The sequence below is a fragment of the Microbacterium sp. UNCCL10 genome (assembly GCF_000746195.1).
Taxonomy (GTDB): Bacteria; Actinomycetota; Actinomycetes; order Actinomycetales; family Microbacteriaceae; genus Microbacterium; species Microbacterium saccharophilum.
Genome location: NZ_JQKT01000010.1, coordinates 86,785 through 105,549, shown reverse-complemented (window position 1 = coordinate 105,549; position 18,765 = coordinate 86,785). Strand labels below are relative to the sequence as shown.

Sequence of the window (18,765 nt, the reverse complement as noted above, 5' to 3'; positions counted from 1 at the left end):
ACCACCGCCCGACAGCACCACCGTCGAAGAAGGAGCACCACCCCATGGCCACCGACACGCACGCCGACGCGACCCTGCAGGGCGTCCGCATCCAGAGCCTGCCGAAGGTGTCGCTCCACGACCACCTCGACGGCGCGCTGCGGCCGCAGACGATCATCGAGCTGGCGTCCGAGATCGGTCTGGACGTGCCGAGCACGGATGCCGACGATCTCGCGGACTGGTTCGAGGACCAGAGCGACTCGGGCTCGCTCGTGGAGTACCTCAAGACCTTCGACCTCACCACGGCGGTCATGCAGACGCGTGACGGGCTCCGCCGCGTCGCGCGCGAGTTCGTCGAGGACCTCGCCGCGGACGGCGTGATCTACGGCGAGGTGCGCTGGGCGCCCGAGCAGCACCTCGCGGGCGGGCTCACGCTCGATGAGGCCGTGGAAGCGGTTCAGGAGGGCATCGAAGAGGGCGAGGATGCCGTCGACGCGAACGGCAGCGCCATCCGCGTCGGGCAGCTCATCACCGCCATGCGGCACGCCGACCGGTCGCTGGAGATCGCGAAGCTCGCCGTCGCGCACCGCAGCCGCGGCGCCGTGGGATTCGACATCGCCGGCGCCGAGGACGGCTTCCCCGCCTCGAACCACCGCGCCGCATTCGACTACCTCGCCTCGGAGTTCTTCCCCGTCACGGTGCACGCCGGCGAGGCTGCGGGCCTGGACTCCATCCGCTCGGCGCTCATCGACGGGCGCGCGCTGCGCCTGGGTCACGGCGTGCGGATCGCGGAGGACCTCGACGTCGTGCAGGAGAAGGGCGAAGAGGTCTTCGTCCAGTTCGGCGACCTCGCGCGCTGGGTGCGCGACCGGGAGATCCCGCTCGAGCTGTCGCCGTCGTCGAACCTGCAGACCGGCGCGATCGCACGCTGGGGCACGCAGCTGGAGGACCACCCGTTCGACCTGCTGTACCAGCTGGGCTTCTCGGTGACCGTGAACGTCGACAACCGCACGATGAGCCGCACGTCGCTCACACGCGAGCTGAAGCTCCTCGCCGACGCGTTCGAGTACACGCTCGACGACCTCGAGGCCTTCCAGCTGAACGCCGCGGCGGCCGCGTTCCTCTCCGTCGAAGAGCGGGAGGAGCTCATCGAGCTCATCGCGGAGGGCTTCGACCGCTGAGTCCGGCGGCCCCGCGCCGAACTCCTGCGTCCGCCCCTCGCGGGCGGCACCCGCGCGCCCTATCCTGAGCGATATCCGAACGGTCTCGCAGGGCAGGGGGGAGCGGTCATGGCAGTGTTCTCGCGCGGTTTCGGCGGTCGGCGACGGGAGGCCGATCCCGCTCTGCCGCCCGGCCAGTACCTGACGAAGGACTTCCCGGTCCTCTCCGCAGGGCCGACGCCGCGCATTCCGACCGACGAGTGGACGTTCCGGATCGTCACCGAGAAGGCGACGACGACGACGTGGACGTGGGACGAGTTCCTGGCGCTGCCCGTCGAGGACATCGACACCGACATCCACTGCGTCACGCGCTGGTCCAAGCTCGGCACGTCGTGGCGGGGCGTGTCGATCGACACGCTCATGGCGGAGGTCGACACCGACGCGCAGTTCGCGATGGCGCACTGCTACGGCGGGTACACGACGAACGTCCCGATGGCGGACCTCCTCGGCGGCAAGGCCTGGGTCGCGTTCGAGTTCGACGGCGCCCCGCTCGCGCCCGAGCACGGCGGACCGGCCCGGCTGCTGGTGCCGCACCTGTATTTCTGGAAGAGCGCGAAGTGGGTCAACGCGCTGGTCATGCAGGACCGCGACCGGCCCGGCTTCTGGGAGCAGAACGGCTACCACCTGCACGGCGACCCGTGGACCGAGGAGCGCTATTGGTGACGGTCGGCGGGTGGCGGCCTGCGACGGTCGCCGCCGCGCGCCCCGCGACCGCGCACGCGCGCATCCTGACCCTGCACGTGCCGGGCTGGCCGGGGAACCTGCCGGGGCAGCACCTCGACATCCGCCTCACGGCGGAGGACGGCTACCAGGCCGAGCGGTCGTACTCGATCGCCTCCTCCGGACCGGGGGAGAGCGTCGAGCTGGGTATCGACCGCATCGACGACGGCGAGGTCTCGCCCTACCTCGTCGACGTCATCGAGCCCGGCGACATGGTCGAGGTGAAGGGGCCACTGGGCGCCTACTTCGTGTGGGATGCCGGCGACCCCGCCCCCGTGCAGCTCATCGCCGGGGGCTCCGGGATCGTCCCGCTCCTCGCGATGGCCCGCGCCCGGTCGGCGGCGCTCGGTGGGGAGGCGCCGTTCCGGCTGCTGTACTCCGTGCGCTCACCCGCCGACGCCATGTACCGTGCCGAGGTCGACGCTCTCACGGCGGCCGGGATCGCGGTGGACTGGCGGTACACGCGCGAGGCGCCGGGGGAGTGGGACGGCGAGGTCGGCCGGCTCACCGCAGAGACGCTCGCCGCCGGCACCTGGCCGCCCGACGCGCGGCCGCTCGTGTTCGTCTGCGGCCCCACCCGGTTCGTGGAGGCGACCGCCGACCTGCTGGTCGCCGCGGGGCACCCGCCGGAGCGGGTGCGGACCGAGAGATTCGGAGGAGCCTGATGGACGACTCTCCCCACCACGGAGCCCCGCCGGACGAGCCGCACGGCCCGGTCCGCCACGTCGACGGCAACGCCCTCGCGGGCCTGCTCGCCGACGTCTTCGCGGCCGACATGACGATGGCCCTGCTCGCCTGCGGGCACTGCGGGCAGGCCGGTCCGCTCGCCGCCGCCGTCGTCGAGGACGACGGGGCCGCAGCCATCCTCCGCTGCCGTTCCTGCACGCGGACGCTCCTCACGGTCCTCCGCGCGGACGGCCGCCTCTCCCTGCGCATTGGCGCCCTCGCGCGCCTCGACGTCGCGGTGTAGCGCAGGACGGATGCGGCGCGCCGGTCACCGGCGCGCGACTCCCGGGTGGGACGCGAGATATGCCTCGAACGCCTCGGCGCTCGTCTTCTGCGGCGTGTAGCCGAAGTCGCGCTTGAGGGCGTCGTTGGCGAGCACCGGCCGGTACCGGAGGAAGCCCACCTGCTCCGGTCCGTGGACCGTCAGGCGCAGGGCGCGGCCGACCCGCAGCGCGAACGCCAGCACCCCCGCGGGGACCGTCAGCAGCGGCTTGCCGAGCCGGTCGGCGATCTCCGCGACCGTGAGGCGTCCGTCGCCGGCGACGTTGTACACCCCGGGCGGGCCGTCGGTCGCCGCGCGGGCCATCGCGGCGGCCACGTCATCCACCCAGGCGAAGACGAACGGCGACGCCGACCCGCGGACGGCGAGGATGCGGCGGCCGTCCCAGAGCCGCGTGATCTGGTTCCGCACGGTCGGGCCGAGGATCGTGCCGATCCGGAACACCACCTGCTCGAGTTCGGGATGCGCGGTGCGTGCGGCCCCCAGCAGCTGCTCGACGAGGCGCTTGTGCTTCGCGTACGGGAACTCGTCGTTGCCGCGGGCGGGGTCGCTTTCGCGGAGCCATTCCGGATTGTCGGCGTGGTACCCGTACGCGGCGCCGGAGGAGGACACGACGATTCGGCGCACCCCGGCGTCCAGGCACGCCGCGAGCACGTTGCGCGTGCCGTCCACGTCGACGCGGTACTCGAGGTCGTGGTCGCGCCCGGGGTTCACGATGGCGGCCAGGTGAACGACGACGTCGATGCCGTGCCGGCGCAGGAGCGGGGCGAGGGTGCCCGGGCGCGTCACGTCGCACTCCTCGAACACCACCCCGTCCGCGGGGTCCGCGTGCGGGCGGACGTCGCCGGCGACGACGAGCTCGACGTCGGGGTGTGCGCGGAGGGCCGATGCGACGTGGGTGCCGAGGAAGCCGGCGCCGCCGGTGATGAGGACGCGGGTCACGACGCCGCCGCCTCCGGGACGGCGTGGCGCGTGGCATCCCCCTTGGCGGACCCGGTGCGTGCCCGCGTGTGTCGCGCCCACAGCGTTGCGACGACGAGGCCGGCGATGATGTCCCAAATGCCCCACCATCCCGCGACGATGGCCATGCCGCCGAGGCCGCCGAAGAAGGTGAAGACGAGACCGAGCCCGAGTCCGGCATTGCGGATGCCGACCTCGAAGGTCATCGCCTTGCGCTCCCGGGTGCCGAGGCCGCCGACCGCGGCGGTGGACCAGCCGATCGCGAGCGCGACGGCGTCGTGGATCGTGACGGCGAGCAGGATGACGCCGAGGAACGCGACGAAGTAGGTCCAGTTGCCGGCGAGGGCGGCCGCGATGAACCCGAGCAGCGCGAGGAGCGAGAACCACTTCACGAACGGCTGCACCTTCACGGCGAGCCCGGGCAGCCGGTGGCGGAGGGTCAGGCCGACGGCGAAGGGCAGGCCGATGATGAGGAGGATCTCCAGCAGCATCTGCCAGCCGTTGAGGGAGACGGCCGTCAGGAGCTCCCGCGTGTCGGCGCGCAGCGACCCCCAGAACGCGATCGAGAACGGCAGCGCGACGATGTACAGCAGGTTCGACACCGCCGTCATCGACACCGACAGCGCGACGTTGCCGCCGGAGCGGTGCGTGAGCACCTGCGAGATGTTGCCGGGCGGGCAGCAGGCGACGAGGATCATGCCGAGCGCCATCGACGCGGTCACCGGCAGCAGGAAGGTCAGGCCGAAGGTCACGGCGGGCAGCACGAGGAGCTGCGCGATGATTGCGATGATCATGGGCTTCGGCTTGCGGGCCACGACCTTGAAGTCGTCCACCGTCGTGTCCAGGGCCACCCCCAGCATGATGAGCGCGAGCACGACGTTCAGGATGACGAGGGTGCCGGGGGTGAAGTTCAGGACGACGTCGTCCGGGTTCATGCGCGGGTTCTCCTTCGACGGGGAAGCGGGGGACGAGCCGGCGCGCGGAGGGACCGGGTCATGTCGCGGACCGTGCCGCGGTAGGCGTCCTTGTTGACGTAGTAGGCCATCCGCTCCAGGCCGAGGTAGCGGTAGCCGCCGGTCAGGTCGGGCCACGGCACGTTCACGCGGCGCCGGAACAGCGACGCGCGCTCCGGCGCGTCCAGCTCGGCCCGGAGGTACGCGGCGATCAGCTCGGCCTGCTCGTAGCGGCCCTGCCAGCCGAGCCCGGATGCCTCGACCATCCCCATCACGAAGAGGCCGTTGAAGGACGGCGGGAAGATGTTGAGGAAGAGCCGCGGCGCCATCCCGGTCCAGTGGAGGTCGGCGCGGTCGACGAACGGGTAGTCCAGGCGGTAGCCGGTCGCCAGCAGCACGGTGTCGTACTCGCCCTGGGTCCCGTCGCGGAAGTGGACCGTGTCGCCGTCGAAGCGCGCCACGTCCGCGCGGATGCGCAGGTCGCCCTGACCGAGATGGTTGAGGATCAGCGTGTTCACGATCGGGTGCGACTCGTAGATCCGGTAGTCCGGCTCCGGGAAGCCGAACCGGACGGGGTCGCCCGTGAAGGCGCGCAGCACGCGGGTGTCGACGAACTGCTTGATGCGTGCGGGGAGGGGCCGGCCCTGGTTCAGCGTGTCCGCGGGGCGGCCGAACAGGTAGCGAGGCACGAAGTAATAGCCGCGGCGCACGCTCATCTCGACGGATGCCGCCGAGTGGACGGCATCCACCGCGATGTCGCAGCCGGAGTTGCCGGCCCCGACGATGAGCACCCGCCTGCCGTCCAGCTGCCGGGCGCTCTTGTACCCGCTCGTGTGCAGGATCTCGCCCGTGAACGTGCCCGGGAACTGGGGGACCTGCGGTTCGGCGAGCGTGCCGTTCGCGATGATCACGCCGGCATAGCGCGCGGTGCGCTCGCCGTCCGGACCGGAGGCCGTGATCGTCCAGGCGCCGTCGTCGTCACGGCGCACCGCGGTGACGGTCGAGTCGAACCGATAGTGCGCGGTCAGGCCGAAGTGCTCGGCGTACTCCCGGAAGTAGGCGATGAGTTCGCGGTGGCTCGGGTAGTCCGCGCTCGAGCGCATGGGGAACTCGGTGAACTCCGTCGTGGTCCGCGAGGAGATGAGGTGCGCGGAGTCGTACATCGTCGACCGCGGGTTGTCGATGTCCCACAGCCCCCCGACGCCGTGCCCGGCCTCGTAGCCGTCGAAGGCGAGGCCTTCGCGCTGCAGGGCGCGCGCCGTGGCGAGCCCGGACGGACCCGCGCCGATGATGGCGTAGCGACGCTCCCGCATTCCCCAGACACTCCCTCGTGACCTGCGTCGCGCACGCGACGTCTCGATGCTATCGGGAAGACGGGATGCCGCCGGTCGGCGGGTCGGTCAGGCGCCGAGCTCCTTCTGTCGCCGGCCGACGAGCGCCTCGACGCGCGCGAAGAGTGGGTGCTCCGGCTCCAGCCCGGTCACCGACGCCGTGAAGGCCGCCGGCGTCTCGTCGCGGAGCCGCCGCTGCAGCTCGACCGCCTGTTCGTCCTCGGGGTCGTCGAAGCGGAGCGCCGCCCCGACGGCGGCGAGCAGGCCGTCGACGGGCAGGCCGCGCTCGGCGGCCTCGGCCGCCGGTGCGATGAACCGTTCGTGCCGGGAGAGCTTCCGCAGCGGCTGTCGACCCACCCGGCCCACGGTGTCGGGGAGCGCCGGGTTGGCGAAACGGCGCAGGATCGTCGCGCGGTACTCCGCGAGCTCACCGGCGTCGAGCCCGTGCTTGGCGACGAGGAGCGCGGAGGTCTCCTCCAGGGCGGCCGCCACGCTCGCGGCGATCTCGGGGTCGGCCAGCGCGTCGGAGATCTTCTCCACGCCGGCCTGAGCCCCGAAGTACGCCGTCGTCGCGTGCCCCGTGTTGACGGTGAAGAGCTTCCGCTCGATGTAGGGCGCCAGGTCGTCGACGAAGTGCGCGCCGGGGATCGTGGGCGGCTGGTCGCCGAACGGCGGCCGCTCGATCGCCCACTCGTAGAACGGCTCCACCGTCACGTCCACGCCGGAGCCGGCCGGCTGCGCCGGGACGATGCGGTCCACGGCCGTGTTGGCGAACACGGCCCGGGCGGACAGCCCGTCCCACGCGTCGCCGGCCTGCGCGCGGATCTCGTCGCGCAGCTGGTCGGTCGCGTTGATGGCGTTCTCGCACGCCATGATCTGCAGGGGCGGGGCGGCGGGGTCGCGGAGGGCGAGGGCGGCGAGGATGTGCGGGGCGACGAACTTCAGGATCGTCGGGCCGACGGCGGTCGTCACGACATTCGCCGTCGCGACCTCGTCGACGACCGCCTGCGGGTCGGTGGCGCTGTTGAGGGCGCGGAATCCGGTGACGACCTTGTCCGTGCCGCCGTCGCCCACCTCGTGCACGGTGTACTCGGACACCGCGTTGATGGCGTCGACGAGCGGCGCGGCGACATCGGAGAAGACGAGGTCGTACCCGCCCTCGTGCAGCAGCAGGCCGACGAATCCCCGGCCGATGTTGCCTGCGCCGAAGTGGACGGCCTTCATGAGTCGTTCACCGACGAGAGCATGCCGAACAGCTCTTCGGGTGTCTGCGCCTGCTTGAGCCGGGCGACCTCGTCGTCGTCGGAGAAGATGAGGGCGATCTGCGACAGGATCTCGAGGTGCTCGTCGCCCTTGCCGGCGATGCCTACCACGAAGGTCACCGGCTCGCCGCCCCAGTCGACGCCGCCGTCGTAGCGGACGAACGACAGTGCGGAGTCGAGGATCGTGTCCTTCGTCTCGTTCGTGCCGTGCGGGATCGCGAGCTCGTTGCCCATGTAGGTGGACACCGTCATCTCGCGCTGCTGCATCGCGTCGAAGTAGGCGTTCGTGACGGCGCCCGCCGCCTCGAGGATGTCGGCGGCCTCCTTCATCGCGGTCTCCTTGCTCACCGAGCCGGAGTGGATGCGGACCTGTCCGACGTTGAGAACCTCGCGTGCCATGTCTGTCTCTCTTCCTTGGGGTCGTTCGGACTCGGAAGGCCACGAGGCCGGGTGCGTCGCGCTGCCCGGCCCCGCGGCGGTCTTCCGAGATTACGCGCGGCTCTGGTGCTGATCCACGACCATCTTCACGACCTCGTCGTACTTCGGCGAGTTCATGAAGTTGTCCACCGAGACGTGCATGGCATCCGGTGTCTGCTTGCGCGCACGGTCGGTCAGCTGCTGCTGGGTGATGACCAGGTCGGCGGAGGAGTCGAGGTTCGCGATCGCCTTGTTGACGACCGTGACGTCCTCGACGCCCGCCTTCTTGATCTTGCTGCGCAGCACGCTCGCACCCATGGCGGAGGAGCCCATGCCCGCGTCGCACGCGAACACGATGTTCCGCACCTGCCGGTCGGTCGCCACCGCGGTCGCGCCGGCGCCCGCCGCGGCCGCCTCGTCGCCGCGCAGGCCGCCGAGGTACTCGGACTTCTTGCCCTTGTTGGCCTCGGTGCGGTCCACCGCGGAGGTGAAGCTGTCGGTGCCGGCCGCCTCTGCCGCGAGATCCTTCTTGCGCGAGGCACGGAGGATCACCGACGCGACGACGAAGGTCACCGCCGCGGACAGGATGACGGAGAGGATGACCCCGACGTAGCTGTCGTTCGCGGTCTGCAGCATGACGGCGATGATGCTTCCCGGCGCCGCCGGTGCCCGCAAGCCCGTGTCGAGGAGCATGTTCGTCGTGACACCGGTCATGCCGCCGGCGATGAGCGCGACGATGAGGACCGGCTTCATGAGCGCGTACGGGAAGTACACCTCGTGGATGCCGCCGAAGAACTGGATGATCGCCGCGCCCGGAGCCGACGCGCGTGCCGCGCCGATGCCGAAGAACGTGAACGCCAGCAGCAGACCCACACCGGGACCGGGGTTGGCCTCGAGGAGGAACAGGATGGACTTGCCCTGCTCGTCCGCCTGCGCGATGCCGAGCGGGGTGAGCACGCCGTGGTTGATGGCGTTGTTCAGGAAGAACACCTTCGCGGGCTCGATGAGGATGCTCGTCAGCGGCAGCAGGTTGTTCTCCACCAGCCAGCTCACCGCGTTGCCGAGGACGGACATGATGCCGTTCACGAGCCACGCGATCGGGTAGAACCCGACGATGGCCATGATGAAGCCCCAGATGCCCGCCGAGAACATGTTCACCAGCATCTCGAAGCCGGCGCGGACCTTGCCTTCCCAGAGGCTGTCCAGCCACTTCATGGTGTACGCGGCGAGCGGGCCCATGATCATCGCGCCGATGAACATGTGGATCTGGCCCAGCTGCGGCTCGCCCTCGGCGAGCGTGGCGTTGAACTGCGCGATCAGCAGGTCGGAGCCGGCGATCGCGCCCATCGTGGCGATGGTCGCCACGACGCCGCCGCGCTGCTTGTAGACCATGTAGCCCGCCGTGTAGGCGATGATCAGCGGCAGCAGGTAGTGGATGAAGGGGCCGACGATCGTCGCCAGGTCGGCATTGGGCGTCCACCCCACGTCGATGAAGAACGCGGTGAAGATGCCCCAGGCGATGAGGGCGGGGATGTTCGGCATGATCATGCCGGAGAGGAACGTGCCGAATCGCTGTACGCCGACCCGGACACCTCCACGCGTAGTGGGAGTGGACGCCGTTGTCATTGCTGGTTCTCCTTCTGGTGAGCCGTGGCTAGGCCACGGTGTCGGCTGCGGCCTGCGCCGCAGCTCGGGCTGAAGCCGCCCCGTCGGCGGCGAGGGCGGCCGCGGCGATGCGTTCGGCATCCGCGCGGGTGTACTGCAGGAGCGTCGCGCGGACATCCGCGATCGCGGTCGGCGCCATCGACAGGGTCGTGGCGCCGAGGCCGACGAGTACGACCGCGAGCAGCGGGTCCGCCGCAGCCTCGCCGCAGATGCCGACCGGCTTGCCGGTCGCCTTGCCGGCGGCGCCGGTCATGCCGATGAGCTGGAGGACGGCGGGATGCCACGGGTCCTGGAACGAGGAGACCGAGCCGAGGAGCCGGTCGGCGGCCATCGTGTACTGCGTCAGGTCGTTCGTGCCGATCGAGGCGAAGTCGGCGATGGCGAGCACCTTCTCGGCCATGAGCGCCGCCGACGGGACCTCGACCATGACGCCCGCCGTCTTGATGCCGTAGTCGCGGCAGAGGCCGGTGAAGTACTCCGTCTCCTCGACGGTGCCGACCATGGGCGCCATGACCCACAGGTCCGCCTCGGTCGCCGCCTGCGCCTGCTGCAGCGCCGTCAGCTGCTCGCGGAGGATGTCCTCGCTGGCGCGCAGCGCGCGGATGCCGCGGAGGCCCAGCGCCGGGTTCTCCTCGTGTGCGTCGTTGAGGAACGCCAGCGGCTTGTCCGCACCGGCATCCAGTGCCCGAACGACGACCTTCTTGCCGGGGAAGGCGGTGAGCAGCTCCGTGTAGGCCTTGGCCTGCTGCTCGACGGTCGGGGCGTTCGTGGAGCTCAGGAAGAGGAACTCGGTGCGGAACAGTCCGACACCCTCGGCCCCCAGTTCGACGGCTTCGGCGGCGCCGCCCGGCTTGCCGAGGTTCGCCAGCAGCGGGATGGGGGTGCCGTCCGCGAGGGCGCCGGGCGTGATCGGCGCGGAGGCGGCGGTGCGCCGCGCGTCGGCCCGGTGCTGCGCCTGGCTCAGCTCGTCCTCGGTCGGTTCGGTCGTGACGACGCCCTTGGCGGCGTCGACGATGACCGTCTCGCCGTCGGTGAGATCCTTCGCGGCGGCGGCGCCCACGACGGCGACGATGGACTTCTCCCGGGCCAGGATCGCGGTGTGCGAGGTCGGTCCGCCGTCGGTCGTGACGAGCGCGAGGACCTTGTCGAGGTCCAGCAGCGCGGTATCGGCGGGCGCCAGGTCCTTCGCGACGAGGACGAACGGGTGCCCGGGGTCGGGGACGCCGGGCGCCGGAAGCCCGCGGAGGCGCGCGATGACCCGCTGGGCGACGTCGTCCAGGTCGGCGGCGCGCTCGCCGAGATAGCCGCCCATCGCGGCGAGGGTGTCGCGGAACGTCGCGAACGCGTCGTGGACGGCGAACTCCCCGGTCTTTCCGGCGGTCGTGCGGGTGAGGACCTCCTGGTCGAGGGTGGGGTCCTCGGCCATCATGGCCTGCGCCTCCAGGACCTCGCGGGCGAGGCCTCCGGCCTGCGAACCGCGCGTTTCGAGCTCCCGGGCGACGACGGCGACGGCCTCCCGGACGCGCGCGATCTCCTCCTCCGGCGAGAGCGTGCTGGGCACGTCTTCGGGGGCGGGCAGGGGTTCGGCCATCCGGGCCACCGGCCCCTGGGCGACACCCAGGCCGATGCCGACTCCGCGCAGTTCGCTCATGCTCTTGTCCTCGTTCCGTTCGTCGTCTTCACTCGTCGTGATCGGTCGTCAGCAGCTCGGCCAGCCGGTCGAGCACGTCGTCGGCGTTGTCGCCGTCGGCGACCAGCGTCACGTAGTCGCCCTTCTCCGCCCCCAGCGAGATGACCCCGAGGATGCTGGCGGCGTTGACCGGCCCGCCGGAACCCTTCGAGATCGTCACGGGGATGCCGGCATCCTTCACCGCCTGCGCGAACAGCTTCGCGGGGCGGGCGTGCAAGCCGTTGGAGGATCCGATGCGGATCGTGCGGGTCGCCTGCGGCGTGGACTCGTCCGTCATGGGGTGTTCCTCTCGGTGGCGTCTTCGTCCGCGGGTGCGGCCAGTGCGGTGTCGACGAGGGCCAGCGTGCGCGTGCCGTCGATGTCGGCGAACACGTCGTCCGGCAGCAGCACGACGCGGGCGCCGCGGTAGGCGGCATCCCGTCGGATGTTCTCGAGGGAGCGCCGCAGGTGGGGGCCCACGAGCACGACGTCCGCGGCGTCCAGGTCGATGGCGAGGGACTGCTCGGTGCCGGCGACGGCACTGAGGTCCCGTCCGGCCGCCTGGGCCGCATGGCGCACTCGCTGCGCGACGAACGTGCTCGACGCTCCCGCGCCGCACACCACGAGGATCCTCATCGACCCGCCTCCTTCCTCGCCATTCTTGTGAAAGCGCTGGGAGCGGACAACCACGTTCGCTTCCGCGGGGGAGGAAACTCCGTTCGGGTGTCGTGGTTGACTGTCCTGCGTGAGCAGAGCCAGGCAGGACCGCGTCGTCGCCCTGCTCACGCGTCGCGGCGAGTGGACGACGGCCGCCGAGCTCGCCGACGCGATCGGCGTGACGCCGCGCAGCATCCGGAGCTACGTCACCGCGCTGAACGCGCGCGTCCCCGACGGCGTCGTGGTGGAGTCGGGCCCGCAGGGCTACCGGCTCGGGCCGGACGCGGGAGCCGCGCTGCGCACCACGGGCCCGGATGCCTCCGCGCCGCGCGAGCGGCTGCACCGCCTCGTGCGGGCGATCCTCGCCGCCCCGGACGGCGTCGACGTGTTCGAGATCGCCGACACGTTCCACGTGAGCCCCGCGACCGTGGAGGCGGACCTCGGCCGGGTCCGGGCGCTGCTGGGCGGCACGGAGCTGACGCTCGAGCGCGCCGCCTCCCGCGCGCGCCTGCGCGGCACGGAGATGGCGCAGCGGCGACTGCTCAGCCGGCTCGCGCACGAGGAGACCGAGGACGGCGCCTTCGATCTGGAGGCGCTGCGCCGCACGCTCGGGGAGGGGTCGATCGGCGCCCGCGCGTTCGGCCCGTTCAAGGCCGAGCTCGTCGCCGGGCTCGGGAGCCTCGGCTACTTCGTCAACGAGTTCGGGATCGGCGACGTCATGATGCACATCGCGATCGCCGCCGACCGCGTCGCCGGCGACCACGCCCTCGACGACGGCGGCGAGGACTCCTCGCCCGCGCAGATCGCCGATCTCATCGACCGCCTCAGCGCGCAGCACCTCGGCGTGCGCCTCGGCAGCGGGGACCTCCGCCACCTCGCCGCCATCGTGCAGAGCCGCGTCGTCGCCCCGGGCGCGGCCGCCCCCGCGGAGGTCATCCGCGAGCGCGTCGACCCGGAGGTGGAGGCGGCCGTCCGCGACGTCGTCGCGCGCGCCGCGGCGGAGTTCCTCGTCGACATCGACCACGACGACTTCGTCATGCGCCTGTCGCTGCACGTGCAGAACCTCCGGGAGCGCGCCCGCGAGCAGGCCTGGTCACGGAACCCCTTGACCCGGTCACTGAAGACCACGTACCCCATGATCTTCGAGGTCGCGGTGTTCATCGCCGACGGGCTGCGCGGGCTCCTCGGCATCCCCCTGCTCGACGGCGAGATCGCCTACATCGCGATGCACGTCGGCGGCCGGCTGGAGCGCAGCCGCCGCGCGGGAGCCCTGCTGACGGCGACGATCGTCTGCCCCGGCTACTACGAGCTGCACGAGCTGCTGCGCTCGAGCGTCGACCGCTCCCTCGGCGGGGCCATCGAGGTCGTCGATGTCGAGACGCGGGTCGACCCCGACTGGGCATCCATCGACACCGACCTGATCCTCAGCACGATCGAGCCGCCGGTCGTCTCCGACCGGATCGTCCGCATCCAGCCGTTCCTCACCGAGGCCGATGTCGAGCGCGTGCAGGCCGCCGCCGGGCGGGTGCGGCGCGCACGCCGCCTCACGCGGCTGCGCGCCGAGCTCGAGCGCTACTTCTCGCCGGACGCGTTCGTGCACGGGCTGGGCGCCGGCGTCGACGAGGAAGGCGTCATCCGCCGCCTCGGCCGCCTGCTCGTCGCGCAGGGGGTCATCGGCGAGGACTACGTCGAGCGGACGCTGGAGCGCGAGCGGCTGTCATCCACCGCGTTCACCGACGCGCTCGCCGTTCCGCACGCGATCGGGATGACCGCGACCCGCACCTCCATCGCCGTCGGCATCGCCGACCCGTCGATCCCGTGGGGCGATGCGCGCGTGCAGGTCGTCGCGATGGTGGCGTTCTCGGAGTCCGACCGCGCCGCGTTCCAGACCGTGTTCGAGCAGCTCGTCGAGGTCTTCAGCGAACGGGAGAGCGTGCAGCGCATCCTCCGGCGCGGCACGACCTTCACGGCGTTCCTTGACGAGCTCGTGGCCGTCGTCGACGGCTGACGGCCCGCGCCGCCCGGCGCGCGCCACGGCGCTGAGAAACCACATCCGGCGTGAGAAACCACGCCGGAACGTGTTTCTCATGCCGATCGTGGTTTCTCGGCACCGCGAGCCGGCGGCCGCCGACGCTCAGGGGCGGGCGAGCCGGGTCTGCAGGCCGAGCCGGACGGCGGGCCACTCGTGCGGGAGGATCGAGTACACGACGGTGTCGCGCAGGGTTCCGTCGGGGCCGAGCCGGGCGTTGCGGAGCACGCCGTCCTGCTTCGCGCCGAGTCGTTCGATCGCGGCGCGCGACTGCCGGTTGTGCCAGTGCGTGCGGAACTCCACGGCGATCGCGTCGCACGCGTCGAACGCGTGACCGAGGAGCAGGAGCTTCGCGGCGGTGTTCACCGCCGTGCGCTGCACGCGCGGCGCGAGCCAGGTGTAGCCGATCTCCACGTGCCGGTTCGGCTGGTCGATGCTGCAGAAGGTCGTCATGCCGACCGCCCGGCCCTCGTGGATCACGGCCCACGGGTTCATCCGGCCGGCATCCCGCTCGGCGAGGCGGAACGCGATCTCCTCGGCCGGCGACGCCGGGACGGAGGTGTACCAGGCGTACGCCAGGCCGGTCGCGGCCTCCGCGAGGTCGTCGGCGTGACCCGGGTCGAGCGGCTCGAGCCGCACATGGTCGTTCTCCAGGACGCGGGGCTCCGTCAGCAGCACCGGCTCAGCCTAGCGGCCCGGTTTCGCCGCCGGGGCAGGCGCTCGGCGCAGCGCCCCGCACGCAACGCCGCCCCCCAACGCGGCGCCCCCAACGCGACGCCGAGAAACCACATCCCGCACGAAAAACCACGCCGGAACGTGTTTCTCATGCTGATCGTGGTTTCTCGGCGGTACCGGGCGCCGCCGGGCGGGGTCAGGCCGAGGCGGCGGCGACGAGCTCGCGGGCGCCCGCGTCCAGCGCGGCGAGGCGTGCCGCGGCGTCGTCGGCGGAGGTTCCGCGCACGTCGAGGTACACCTTGAGCTTGGGCTCGGTGCCGCTCGGGCGCACGATCACGCGTGACCCGTCGTCGAGCCAGAGCCGGAGCACGTCGCCGGCGGGCTCGTCGCCCGTCGCCTCCAGCAGGTCCTCGACCCGCTCGACGCGCACACCGCCGATGGCGGTCGGATGCTGCGCCCGCAGTGCCGCCATGATGCGGCCGATGATCGACACGTCCTCGACGCGCACCGAGACCTGGCCGCTGTCGAAGAAGCCGAACGTCTGCTGGAACTGGGCCAGGAGGTCGGCGACCGTGGCGCCCTGCTCGCGCGCCTCGGCGATCATCCCGAGCATCGCGACCGCGGCGGAGATGCCGTCCTTGTCGCGGACCGTGTCGGGGTTCACGAGGTACCCGAGCGCCTCCTCGAACCCGAAGACGATCCCGGGCGCGCGGGAGATCCACTTGAACCCGGTGAGCGTCGCGTGGAAGTCGAGCCCGTAGTGCTCGGCGACCGTCTGCAGGCCGGGGGAGGAGACCAGCGAGCAGGCGAGCGACCCCGCCGTCGCCGTGCGCGCGGCGCGCCACCCGAGGAGGAGCCCCACCTCGTTGCCGGTGAGCCGGCGCCAGCCGCCCTCGGCGCGGGCGTCGGGGATCGCGACGGCGAGCCGGTCGGCGTCCGGGTCGTTCGCGAGGATGAACTCCGCGCCCGCCGCCCGCGCGGTCTCGTAGGAGAGGTCCATCGCCCCCGGCTCCTCCGGGTTGGGGAAGGCGACCGTGGGGAATGCGCCGTCCGGCGCGATCTGCGCCTCGACGACGACCGGCTGCGGGTAGCCGGCGAGCGTGAGGATCCGGGCGAGGGTCTCGTGGCCGACGCCGTGCATGGCTGTGTAGACCCACGGCATCCCGGCCGCACCGGCCGGTGCCGGCGCGACGAGGGCGGTGGCCGCGACGTACGCCTCGACGACCGCCTCGTCGGCGATCTCGTAGTCCGTCGAGCGGGGCAGGGTGCGGATGTCGCCGGCATCGGCGACGCGCTGGATCTGGGCGGCGATCTCGGCGTCGGCGGGTGCGACGATCTGCGAGCCGGCATCCTCCCCGCCGAGGTAGACCTTGTAGCCGTTGTCGTCGGGTGGGTTGTGGGATGCCGTCACCATGACGCCGGCGGCGGCGTCGAGGTGCCGCACCGCGAACGCGAGGACCGGGGTGGGCAGCAGGCGCGGCAGCAGGACGGCCCGCAGTCCCGCCCCGGCGAAGATCTCCGCGCTGTCGCGCGCGAAGACGTCGGAGTTGCGGCGCCCGTCGTACCCGATGACGACCGTGGCGCCCGCGCCCGCACGCTCTCGCACGTAGGCGGCGAGGCCGGCGGCGGCCTGCGTCACGAGCACGCGGTTCATGCGGTTGCTGCCGGCGCCGAGCCGGCCGCGCAGACCGGCCGTGCCGAAGGCGAGCCGTCCCGCGAAGCGGTCGGCGAGGTCGGCGGACGCGGCGGCGTCGCCGTCCTCGGCCTGCCGGATCAGCGCGTCCAGTTCGGCGCGCGTCACGTCATCCGGGTCCTGCGCGAGCCAGGCCCGCGCGGCCTCGACGGCGCTCACAGCTCGCCGATCACACGGGCCAGGAGTGCGGAGATCACCGGCTCGGCCTCCCGGCCGGCTTCGATCACCTCGTGGTGGCTGAGCGGCGTCGTCTGGATGCCGGCGGCCATGTTCGTGATGAGGGAGAAGCCGAGGATCTCCATGCCCGCCTGGCGCGCCGCGATGGCCTCGAGCGCGGTGGACATGCCGACGATGCTGCCGCCGATGGTCTTCGCCATGCGCACTTCGGCGGGGGTCTCGTACTGCGGTCCGCGGAACTGGCAGTAGACCCCCTCGTCGAGGGTCGGGTCGATGCGTCGGGCGAGGTCGCGCAGGCGCACCGAGTACAGATCGGTGAGGTCGATGAACGTCGCGCCCTCGAGCGGGGAGTCGCCGGTCAGGTTGATGTGGTCGCTGATGAGCACGGGCTGGCCGGGCTTCCAGCCCGCCTTGATGCCGCCGGCGCCGTTGGTGAGCACCATCGTGCGGGCGCCGGTCGCGGCGGCGGTGCGCACGCTGTGCACGACACGGCGCACGCCGTGACCCTCGTAGTAGTGGGTGCGTGCACCGATGACGAGCACGCGCCGGCCGGTGGGGGTCAGGATGCTGCGCAGCGACCCGACGTGACCTGCCAGGGCCGGCTTGCTGAAGCCGGTCACCTCGGTCGCCGGGATCGTGGCGGTCGTCTCGCCGATGAGGTCGGCGGCCTTCCCCCACCCGCTCCCGAGCGTCAGGGCGATGTCGTGGCGGTCGACGCCGGTGAGCCGTGCGATGTCGGCGGCGGCGTCTGCGGCGAGCTCGAACGGGTCGCTGGTGGGATCGTCGAGCGGGTTGGAGATGTCGGACATGGGTCCACTCTAGGAACCCGGACCGGTCGGGGGCCACACGACGCGACACGGACGCACGCCCAGGACTGAGACAATGGAGGAATGACCTTGAGCTTCGAGAGCACGCAGAGCGTCATCGTCCTCGGTGGCGGTCCCGGCGGGTACGAGGCGGCGCTGGCCGCCGCGCAGCTCGGAGCAGAGGTCACCCTCGTCGAGCGCGCGGGTGTCGGCGGGTCGGCCGTCATCACGGATGTCGTGCCGTCGAAGAGCCTCATCGCGACGGCGGATGCCGCCGTCGCGATCTCGGAGGCCTCCGACCTGGGCGTGCAGCTGTTCGCGACGTCCGAGCGCGGCAAGCCGCTGAAGCCCCAGGTCGCGATCAACCTCGCCGCCGTCAACAAGCGGCTGATGTCGCTGGCGCGTCAGCAGTCCGACGACATGCGCGCGACGCTCGTGGAGGCCGGTGTCCGCCTCATCTCCGGGCACGGCCGTCTCGACGGCACGCACGCGGTCGTGGTCTCGACGAGTCAGGGCGGCACCGACTTCGACCGCATCGAGGCCGACACCATCGTCGTGTCGGTCGGGGCCTCGCCGCGCGAGCTGCCCACGGCGATGCCGGACGGGGAGCGCATCCTCACCTGGACGCAGCTGTACGACATGAAGACCCTCCCCGAGCACCTCATCGTCGTCGGCTCCGGTGTCACGGGCGCGGAGTTCGCGTCCGCGTACATGAACCTCGGCGCGAAGGTCACGCTCATCTCCAGCCGCGACCAGGTGCTCCCCGGCGAGGACACCGACGCCGCCGCGGTCATCGAGAAGGTCTTCAAGCGCGGCGGGATGACGGTGCTCGCGAAGTCGCGTGCGGAGAAGGTCGAGCGGGTCGGCGACGGCGTCGTCGTGACGCTCGGCGACGGCCGCACCGTCGAGGGCAGCCACTGCCTCATGGCCGTCGGCTCCATCCCGAACACGAAGGAAATCGGCCTCGAGGACGCCGGCGTGCAGCTGGCGGAGTCCGGGCACATCCAGGTGAACCGCGTCGCGCGGACCTCGGTGCCGAACATCTACGCCGCGGGCGACTGCACGACGTTCGTGCCGCTGGCATCCGTCGCCTCCATGCAGGGGCGCATGGCCGTCTTCCACGCCCTCGGCGACGCCGTCATCCCGCTGGATCGCCGCCGCATCGCGGCGAACATCTTCACGGCCCCCGAGATCGCCACCGTCGGGTACCAGGTGAAGGACATCGAGGCGGGCCGCATCGACGGGTACGTGCACAAGCTGCCGCTGGCGGCCAACGCCCGCGCGAAGATGATGGGCGTCAAGGACGGGTTCGTGAAGCTCATCGCGCACACCGGCTCGGGGATCGTGCTCGGCGGCGTGATCGTGGCGCCCCGCGCGTCGGAGCTGATCTACCCGATCGCGATCGCCGCAGAGCGGCGCCTCACGGTGGACCAGCTCTCCCGGGTCTTCGCCGTGTACCCCTCGCTGTCCGGCAGCATCACGGATGCCGTGCGCGCGATGCACCCCATCGACCGGAGCAACACCGAGGTCAGCTGACCGCCGCCCC

The 18,765-nt window shown here is 71.8% G+C and carries 18 protein-coding genes; 6 read left to right on the top strand and 12 right to left on the bottom strand.

Going from position 1 to position 18,765, the window contains the following annotated elements:
- The first annotated feature begins 44 nt into the window (after nt 1–44).
- The 4 genes from BR85_RS12395 (at nt 45) to BR85_RS12380 (ending at nt 2,889) form a co-directional block, all read left to right on the top strand.
- Nucleotides 45–1,160 carry an adenosine deaminase gene (locus tag BR85_RS12395; RefSeq protein WP_028496815.1) on the top strand — a complete coding sequence of 372 codons (1,116 nt, stop codon included), beginning with the start codon at nt 45–47 and terminating at the stop codon, nt 1,158–1,160.
- Nucleotides 1,161–1,268: 108 nt separating this feature from the next.
- The gene (locus BR85_RS12390) at nt 1,269–1,862 is read left to right on the top strand and encodes a sulfite oxidase-like oxidoreductase (protein WP_028496814.1); all 594 of its coding nucleotides are present in this window, start codon (nt 1,269–1,271) and stop codon (nt 1,860–1,862) included.
- Nucleotides 1,859–2,584 (top strand): ferredoxin reductase, encoded by a 726-nt coding sequence (locus tag BR85_RS12385; RefSeq protein ID WP_028496813.1) that lies wholly within the window; start codon nt 1,859–1,861, stop codon nt 2,582–2,584. Before BR85_RS12390 ends, BR85_RS12385 begins: the two co-directional genes overlap by 4 nt.
- Nucleotides 2,584–2,889 (top strand): DUF6510 family protein, encoded by a 306-nt coding sequence (locus BR85_RS12380; protein ID WP_051526361.1) that lies wholly within the window; start codon nt 2,584–2,586, stop codon nt 2,887–2,889. The genes BR85_RS12385 and BR85_RS12380 overlap by 1 nt, the downstream gene beginning before the upstream one ends.
- Nucleotides 2,890–2,913: 24 nt before the next feature.
- Here the strand turns inward: BR85_RS12380 and BR85_RS12375 are convergent, their stop codons facing one another.
- From BR85_RS12375 to BR85_RS12335, 9 genes are all read right to left on the bottom strand, one after another.
- Complete coding sequence (locus BR85_RS12375) at nt 2,914–3,867, bottom strand: SDR family oxidoreductase (RefSeq protein WP_028496811.1); 954 nt, start codon at nt 3,865–3,867, stop codon at nt 2,914–2,916.
- Nucleotides 3,864–4,820, bottom strand: coding sequence for a bile acid:sodium symporter family protein (locus tag BR85_RS12370; RefSeq protein ID WP_036272960.1), 957 nt, complete (start codon nt 4,818–4,820; stop codon nt 3,864–3,866). The genes BR85_RS12375 and BR85_RS12370 overlap by 4 nt, the downstream gene beginning before the upstream one ends.
- On the bottom strand, nt 4,817–6,151 hold the full coding sequence (locus BR85_RS12365) for a flavin-containing monooxygenase (protein ID WP_036272958.1): 1,335 nt from the start codon (nt 6,149–6,151) through the stop codon (nt 4,817–4,819). The genes BR85_RS12370 and BR85_RS12365 overlap by 4 nt, the downstream gene beginning before the upstream one ends.
- 87 nt (nt 6,152–6,238) lie before the next feature.
- Nucleotides 6,239–7,393: a mannitol-1-phosphate 5-dehydrogenase gene (locus BR85_RS12360; RefSeq protein ID WP_028496810.1), complete on the bottom strand. Its 1,155-nt coding sequence runs from the start codon at nt 7,391–7,393 to the stop codon at nt 6,239–6,241.
- On the bottom strand, nt 7,390–7,830 hold the full coding sequence (locus BR85_RS12355; protein ID WP_028496809.1) for a PTS mannitol transporter subunit IIA: 441 nt from the start codon (nt 7,828–7,830) through the stop codon (nt 7,390–7,392). Before BR85_RS12355 ends, BR85_RS12360 begins: the two co-directional genes overlap by 4 nt.
- Nucleotides 7,831–7,920: 90 nt before the next feature.
- Entirely contained in the window at nt 7,921–9,474 is a 1,554-nt protein-coding gene (locus BR85_RS12350) for a PTS mannitol transporter subunit IIBC (RefSeq protein ID WP_028496808.1), read from the bottom strand.
- Between the two features lie 28 nt (nt 9,475–9,502).
- Entirely contained in the window at nt 9,503–11,164 is a 1,662-nt protein-coding gene (ptsP, locus tag BR85_RS12345) for a phosphoenolpyruvate--protein phosphotransferase (protein ID WP_028496807.1), read from the bottom strand.
- A gap of 28 nt (nt 11,165–11,192) precedes the next feature.
- Entirely contained in the window at nt 11,193–11,480 is a 288-nt protein-coding gene (locus BR85_RS12340; RefSeq protein ID WP_028496806.1) for an HPr family phosphocarrier protein, read from the bottom strand.
- Nucleotides 11,477–11,818, bottom strand: coding sequence for a PTS sugar transporter subunit IIB (locus BR85_RS12335; RefSeq protein WP_028496805.1), 342 nt, complete (start codon nt 11,816–11,818; stop codon nt 11,477–11,479). Before BR85_RS12335 ends, BR85_RS12340 begins: the two co-directional genes overlap by 4 nt.
- A 109-nt stretch (nt 11,819–11,927) precedes the next feature.
- Here BR85_RS12335 and BR85_RS12330 point away from each other — a divergent pair, with 109 nt between their 5' ends.
- Entirely contained in the window at nt 11,928–13,847 is a 1,920-nt protein-coding gene (locus BR85_RS12330) for a BglG family transcription antiterminator (RefSeq protein ID WP_028496804.1), read from the top strand.
- A gap of 126 nt (nt 13,848–13,973) precedes the next feature.
- Here the strand turns inward: BR85_RS12330 and BR85_RS12325 are convergent, their stop codons facing one another.
- The 3 genes from BR85_RS12325 to BR85_RS12315 form a co-directional block, all read right to left on the bottom strand.
- On the bottom strand, nt 13,974–14,546 hold the full coding sequence (locus tag BR85_RS12325) for a GNAT family N-acetyltransferase (RefSeq protein ID WP_028496803.1): 573 nt from the start codon (nt 14,544–14,546) through the stop codon (nt 13,974–13,976).
- Between the two features lie 193 nt (nt 14,547–14,739).
- The gene (locus tag BR85_RS12320; RefSeq protein WP_028496802.1) at nt 14,740–16,395 is read right to left on the bottom strand and encodes a phospho-sugar mutase; all 1,656 of its coding nucleotides are present in this window, start codon (nt 16,393–16,395) and stop codon (nt 14,740–14,742) included.
- Complete coding sequence (locus BR85_RS12315; RefSeq protein ID WP_028496801.1) at nt 16,392–17,222, bottom strand: purine-nucleoside phosphorylase; 831 nt, start codon at nt 17,220–17,222, stop codon at nt 16,392–16,394. Before BR85_RS12315 ends, BR85_RS12320 begins: the two co-directional genes overlap by 4 nt.
- Before the next feature lie 81 nt (nt 17,223–17,303).
- On the opposite strand from BR85_RS12315, the gene BR85_RS12310 reads away from it, so the two are divergent.
- Complete coding sequence (locus tag BR85_RS12310) at nt 17,304–18,755, top strand: NAD(P)H-quinone dehydrogenase (RefSeq protein ID WP_028496800.1); 1,452 nt, start codon at nt 17,304–17,306, stop codon at nt 18,753–18,755.
- The last annotated feature ends 10 nt before the right edge of the window (nt 18,756–18,765 follow it).

Bases quoted from the DNA above. Each gene is read 5' to 3' on its own strand.
- BR85_RS12395 (WP_028496815.1), top strand. From the start codon at position 45: ATGGCCACCGACACGCACGCCGACGCGACCCTGCAGGGCGTCCGCATC.
- BR85_RS12390 (WP_028496814.1), top strand. From the start codon at position 1,269: ATGGCAGTGTTCTCGCGCGGTTTCGGCGGTCGGCGACGGGAGGCCGAT.
- BR85_RS12380 (WP_051526361.1), top strand. From the start codon at position 2,584: ATGGACGACTCTCCCCACCACGGAGCCCCGCCGGACGAGCCGCACGGC.
- BR85_RS12370 (WP_036272960.1), bottom strand. From the start codon at position 4,820: ATGAACCCGGACGACGTCGTCCTGAACTTCACCCCCGGCACCCTCGTC.
- BR85_RS12365 (WP_036272958.1), bottom strand. From the start codon at position 6,151: ATGCGGGAGCGTCGCTACGCCATCATCGGCGCGGGTCCGTCCGGGCTC.
- BR85_RS12360 (WP_028496810.1), bottom strand. From the start codon at position 7,393: ATGAAGGCCGTCCACTTCGGCGCAGGCAACATCGGCCGGGGATTCGTC.
- BR85_RS12355 (WP_028496809.1), bottom strand. From the start codon at position 7,830: ATGGCACGCGAGGTTCTCAACGTCGGACAGGTCCGCATCCACTCCGGC.
- BR85_RS12350 (WP_028496808.1), bottom strand. From the start codon at position 9,474: ATGACAACGGCGTCCACTCCCACTACGCGTGGAGGTGTCCGGGTCGGC.
- ptsP (WP_028496807.1), bottom strand. From the start codon at position 11,164: ATGAGCGAACTGCGCGGAGTCGGCATCGGCCTGGGTGTCGCCCAGGGG.
- BR85_RS12340 (WP_028496806.1), bottom strand. From the start codon at position 11,480: ATGACGGACGAGTCCACGCCGCAGGCGACCCGCACGATCCGCATCGGA.
- BR85_RS12335 (WP_028496805.1), bottom strand. From the start codon at position 11,818: ATGAGGATCCTCGTGGTGTGCGGCGCGGGAGCGTCGAGCACGTTCGTC.
- BR85_RS12315 (WP_028496801.1), bottom strand. From the start codon at position 17,222: ATGTCCGACATCTCCAACCCGCTCGACGATCCCACCAGCGACCCGTTC.
- BR85_RS12310 (WP_028496800.1), top strand. From the start codon at position 17,304: ATGACCTTGAGCTTCGAGAGCACGCAGAGCGTCATCGTCCTCGGTGGC.